The 5,595-nt window shown below is 33.4% G+C and carries 5 protein-coding genes and 1 pseudogene; 5 read left to right on the top strand and 1 reads right to left on the bottom strand.

Translation table 11 applies throughout. The features are described from left to right. Positions 1 to 1,290: 1,290 nt before the first annotated feature. The 5 genes and pseudogenes from AX762_RS10230 (at position 1,291) to AX762_RS10245 (ending at position 4,651) form a co-directional block, all read left to right on the top strand. Complete coding sequence (locus AX762_RS10230; RefSeq protein WP_071849038.1) at positions 1,291 to 2,067, top strand: replication initiation protein; 777 nt, start codon at positions 1,291 to 1,293, stop codon at positions 2,065 to 2,067. Between the two features lie 46 nt (positions 2,068 to 2,113). Then, complete coding sequence (locus AX762_RS10235; protein ID WP_071849039.1) at positions 2,114 to 2,629, top strand: hypothetical protein; 516 nt, start codon at positions 2,114 to 2,116, stop codon at positions 2,627 to 2,629. A 424-nt stretch (positions 2,630 to 3,053) separates the two neighbouring features. Next, positions 3,054 to 3,203, top strand: a pseudogene (locus AX762_RS13455) (DUF5388 domain-containing protein); the annotation flags it as partial. A gap of 178 nt (positions 3,204 to 3,381) precedes the next feature. Next, the gene (locus AX762_RS10240; RefSeq protein ID WP_071849040.1) at positions 3,382 to 3,888 is read left to right on the top strand and encodes a helix-turn-helix domain-containing protein; all 507 of its coding nucleotides are present in this window, start codon (positions 3,382 to 3,384) and stop codon (positions 3,886 to 3,888) included. A 94-nt stretch (positions 3,889 to 3,982) separates the two neighbouring features. After that, complete coding sequence (locus tag AX762_RS10245; protein ID WP_071849041.1) at positions 3,983 to 4,651, top strand: hypothetical protein; 669 nt, start codon at positions 3,983 to 3,985, stop codon at positions 4,649 to 4,651. 146 nt (positions 4,652 to 4,797) lie between these two features. Here AX762_RS10245 and AX762_RS10250 read toward each other — a convergent pair whose 3' ends face one another. After that, complete coding sequence (locus AX762_RS10250; RefSeq protein ID WP_071849042.1) at positions 4,798 to 5,349, bottom strand: tyrosine-type recombinase/integrase; 552 nt, start codon at positions 5,347 to 5,349, stop codon at positions 4,798 to 4,800. Positions 5,350 to 5,595 lie beyond the last annotated feature (246 nt).

A 5,595-nucleotide genomic window follows, 5' to 3' on the forward strand; every position in this document is an offset into this window, starting at 1 on the left:
GCGCCACTTTTTTTTATTAAGATTCGTCAGGCACAGCCTGACACGTCAACGTTTTGGAGCAGTGCGAAAAAACGAGTGGCGCCAGAATCTCTTTATGCTCTTCCTAGAAACACCTAACTTTCAGTTTGTTTTTACGGCTGTTTTTAAACTTTCTTTTTTTCTTCGCTTTTTTCGTTTTTTTTTTCAGAGGCGTGCACCGAATTTTTAAAATAACGGAGCGCTTTTTCACACAACAAACAAAAAACAGTTGAAGCTGGATCAATCTAACTGCACCTACTTTTTGTTTTAACACACCCGATGGAATCGTAAAGACATGTGCGCGTTTAATTTTAACTTTGCGATTCATTTTTTTAAATCGAAAGGTGTTTGATCTGCTTTTTTGATTTAAACTAAATGTATAAAAAAATAGTCTAGGCGAGTGATTTATGCCAAAAATACTAAGTGCAGTGGTCACCGTTTTTTTTTTTTTTACAAGCGTCATGTTACTTAAGCTATTACTGCATAGGTTCAATTTTTTCATTAGCGTTGTCTCTATACGCCCAATCAAAAGAAAAACAGGCACCCTCAAAAAAATCCTAGTAAATAGTTAGGTACTTTTTTTTTTGATCTTTTATTAAAGGGCGCCAGTCGTTAAACGTGCTTTAAATCGTTTTTAAGCCACGTTTAAAATCAATTGAGGGAAATGTGTGTCCAATGGGGTGAAATTTGTTAGACATGCTTTTTTTGCGCTTAAACGGGCATATCCAACTGGTTAGCTATCCTTTTTTTATTTTTTCTGATTTTGGGTATGTAGGGCTTGCCCTGCACGAACGTAGTGAGCAGTAAACAAATGGTATCCTTACGCTAGGTTAACCAAAAGCTACGTCTTAGTTTTCTAATACGGCCATGGTGGCTTGTTAACGGAGCGGAGCGACTTCTTTTGACCGTATAAGATAGTTCTTAGCTTGCGGAGCAAGGTTTCATTCTTTGTTGTTTAGATATTGGAATATTTTTAAAGCATATTAGGCTATTTCTTTATATTAGTTTTAATAAAGTTTTAAAAGAGTTTTAAAAGAGTTTTAGATGTCTATTTCGGCTTACTCCCACAAGGGATACAACTATAGTACAGACGACACTTTGTCTGTTTACAGACGACACTTTGTCTGCCTATAGACGACACTTTGTCTGTTTACAGACGACACTTTGTCTGCCTATAGACGACACTTTGTCTGTTTAAGAACGACATGTCGTTTACATGTCGTCTATAGGTGGTTATAATGAGATGAACCCTATAGAAAGGTGGTATTTTTGTTGAATGAAATTGTGAAATATGAGAATAGCTTGAACGATGTAAGTTTTAGAAAATTCAATCCTAATGAATTAGATTTATTTTTTTCAATATGCTCAAAGTTAAAAGACAAATACACCCAAGAAATTGAATTTAGTTTCGAACAATTAAAAGAGTTGAGCAATTATTCACCGACATCTGTTAAACGGTTTATGAATGATCTAGATAAAACGTATACTAAAATGCTAGGTCTTACATATGGGGAACGTACAGAAACAAGAATAAAACGCTTTGTACTCTTCACAAAGTTTGATATTAATGCAGATACACAAACTGTAAAAATTGGTATCAATAATGAATTTGAATTTCTCTTGAATGACTTTGAAATGTTTACTAAATTTGAGTTGAAGGAATTTACAGAAATTAATAGTTCTTATACAAAGACGATTTACCGTAAATTAAAACAATTTAAAGGTACAGGCTTCTATACAGTCTCGATTGAAGAATTCAAACGATTATTAGATATCCCTGAAAGTTATCGCATGTATGATATAGATAGAAGAATCCTTAAAAAAAGTATTAAGGAGTTAAGACCATTCTTCAAAAGTCTAAGTTATAAAAAAGAAAAAGCTGAAAAAGGGAATAAAATTGAAAGAATTAGTTTTATTTTTGAGGAAAAAAAACAAGTACAGGTTCCGTTATATGATTGGGTTAATAATAAAGAGATAAAAACACAATCTGAAAGATATAAGAGTGAAAAGTCCAAACAAGAAAAATTAAATACTAGTGTCGTTAGTTAGATTCATTTAAACTATTGTTATAACAACATTTAAGGTGGTTTTATTTATGAATAAGGATAGTGATTTTATAGAATACATATCGCCTAAAATCGCTGCGAAGAAGCTAGGGATTGCAGTAACAACCTTGCGGAAATACTCTAGTTTGATTGAAAAAATGAGCGGAAACAAGTCTTATTTCAATCGCGATAGCAATAACAGTCGATTATATAAAAATAGCGACGTATCGGTTTTGAAACGGATAGTATCGTTAAAAGTGCGCCCTGATTTTTCTCTTGAAAAGTCAATAAAACAAGCATTATCAGAAAATGACGTGTCGGACGTATCAAGTACCGATATCCGATTTGAGAGCGACACATCTAACGACATGCAACCGATTCAAGATAATAAAATCAAACAATATGAGTCGCTTATTAATCAACTAATTGAAAGTAACCTAAAATTATCAGACCAATTAGAAGTTGCTATTGTAAAGTTGGAAAATCACGATAAAAAATTACTGGAACTAGAACAAAGTTCACCAGAGAAAATCAGTATATTTAATCGTATATTCAAAAAAAAATAATTATAATAATTTACCTGAATAATTCATGGCTCTACATTTTAACCTTTTTTCTTAAAAGGCTAATTGTTTCTCTATTAATTTTGGTCACTTTCAATTAAATGATTCGTTTTAAGGCTGTTTTCTTTCTTGGGGAGACCCTAAAGACTTCTTTTGCATGATTTTGGGCATACTTCTCCCTGAAAGCTTCCCCAGTAAAAAAAAATTATTAACTGACTAACTTATATCCATTGGCTGGACCGCCTCAGGCGGTCGAAGACAGCATAGAATTCATTTTGATAAACATGGTAACTAGAAATTTTGAGATAGATTCGTCTGATCAAAAGAAACCAAAAAAAATAAAAGAACCAGAAGTAACGACTGTGGTAACGGAACCCGTAAATATTCGAAATAATATCAGCTCTTTAATCACTATGGGTTTTGCAGAAAGCCAAAAGAAATAGTCGATATTATGGTGGATATGTATGTTGAAACGTTAGAGGAATCTGAATATAAACGCTATTTAGATCTTGTTCAAATATACGAAGACAAAGATGTTCGTCGCATGAACCAAAAAAAGCGAAGAGGTAACAACTAATTAATTGTGTGCACTCTTTTATTAGTGATATATGATTGTTTTTAAACGATAGATACGTTAACTAAAGATTAATGTTTACAAGAAAGGCTTGCGTATGTCAAAACTTCTTTCCAAAAGCTTTGCTTGCTAGATATTTACTCTATTATATAAGAGAATTAGGTTAAGGAAGGACAATGATATGGAATTAGATACAAAGCTAGGTGAACGTCTTAAAGTACTTAGAACTAAGAACGATTTTACACAAGAGGAAGTGGCACAAAATTTATTGGTAAGTAGACAGGCTGTATCAAACTGGGAAAACGAGAAGAATTTCCCGGATATTACTTCTATGATTTTATTAAGTAAGCTATATGGTGTTTCTTTAGATGAATTATTGAAAGGAGAAAAGGATGTGGTAAAACATTTGAAAGAGGAATTGGAATCAATTAATGGTTATGATTTAACAGGAATAATATTTATGTGTATATTAGCTTTTCTGATCCCTATTCTAGGTGTGTTTTTTTCTCTGTATTTACTAATTAAGTATAGAGGAAATATTTATCCTTTCTGGATAAAAGTAACGGCAACAATTGCTTTACTTTTTCAAATTTTGCTAGTATTTGGATTGATATGGTTTACTGCAGATTTGGGAGGCCCAATAGAATCATACGATGAAGTTATAATAGAAAACATTGAAAACCCTTGATAATTATGATGTACAGCAATGCTTGCTTGCTTTATATCTCGTATATATATAAATATATGCGTGTAATTAAAATTAAAAAGGAGTTGTTCATGTTATGAGTTTTTTAAGGAAATTTGTAGTAACATTTTTAGCTTTTTCCATTTTTATATCTTCAGGAGGGTATGTTTTTGCAAGTAATGATGCTGATCCGGAGATACCAGTAGCAATAGAAGATTTGTCTACAAAGCAAATTCAAGAATTGGCTGATGAATGGAGTGTAGATCCAGAAGAGATAGAAGAGTTAGATGATAACTTAGCAAAAGCTTTTACTGAAATCGAAGACGATTTTAGAGGACATAGAGAAGTAAAAATAAGTGAGAACTTATATCTAGAGGAAAGAACAGAAGAGATTACATTGCTAAACAATCCTTTAGAGTTCAGTACATATAGTACTCAGACTCGTAAGACTGTAAGTACTTCGAGGCTTATAAGAAATAGACTAAACAAAGTAGTTCTTACCTTAAAAGCTACTGGTGTTTTTGTTATTAATGGGTCTACTACCAGTCCTGCAGACGTTTATGGGACTTACGATACATTCTGGTGGACTGTAAAAGTTCCTTCTACTGCAAAAGGCCCAAAAGTTTATAACAGTTGGGTCAGAGTTAGTTTTGAGGCAAAAGTTAAGATTGGAATTGCTCCCATTGACATATCCATTAATTCGTTTTCAACTGTTGCAACATTGAATATGAATGCTAAGGGTTCTTTTACTAGCACTTGGCGCTAATAAATTTATTTCTTTGTTTTTGAAAATATATCAAAAAAAGTCTTTCCTCTGTATTTTTAAATAGAGAAAAGGCTTTTTTTAAATTAAATAATTAAAAATAGGAAGAAGATTCTTAAGTAGAGAATAATAAAAGTGTTTAAATCCGATTAAAAACCTAGTCTAAAGTTATACAAAGTCTCACTGATCTCGTCTTCATTGATTCCAATATAGCGCTTGGTGATTTTCTCGCTGCTATGACCGAATATTTCCATCAGGGTGGCCACATCTTTCGTCTTCTTGTAATAGTGGTAACCGAACGTCTTGCGCAGCGTGTGCGTACCAATATCGTCTCTGCCTAAGAGCTTAGCGACCTTTTGAAACATCTGGTAGACGGTATTCACTTCTAAATGGCCGCCTTTGCTGCTGGGGAAGAGATAATCAGACGGGTCCAGGGGGTTAGTGTAGTCCTGGATGAGATCCTGAAGGCTCCCTAAATAGAGTATGCGTGTTTTCCCCGTCTTTTGTTCCACGATTCGAGGGTTTTTTGATGTCAAAATATCCTGTTTCTTTAGTTTAACGATATCTGACATCCGTAAGCCGCTGTTAATCCCGATCAAAAACAGAAAAACATCTCTCTCGGCGTGCTGATTGCGCCGTAAACAGAATAAAAAGTCGTTTATTTCTTGCTGAGTACGGAGGGGTTGGACATTGTACGTCATTTTAAGCGGCTCTCCTTCCACAAAAGCGATACATGATTACACTCAATATACCACACAATCATGTATTAAAGCACCCTAAAGAAAAAGAACCCCTGTGTAAAGGGATTCCGGATACACGCTTTTATAACATTTCATGTATTAATTAATTTTTAACATTTTGTCTAAAATTAAATGGTTTGGTACGAACTTCTTCAAATTTCAAAAGAAGACATCTTTGCTGATTTTCCTAATTCTTCCTCTATTCTT

The sequence above is a fragment of the Alkalibacterium sp. 20 genome (genome assembly GCF_001885615.1).
In the GTDB taxonomy this organism is placed as follows: Bacteria; Bacillota; Bacilli; order Lactobacillales; family Carnobacteriaceae_A; genus Alkalibacterium.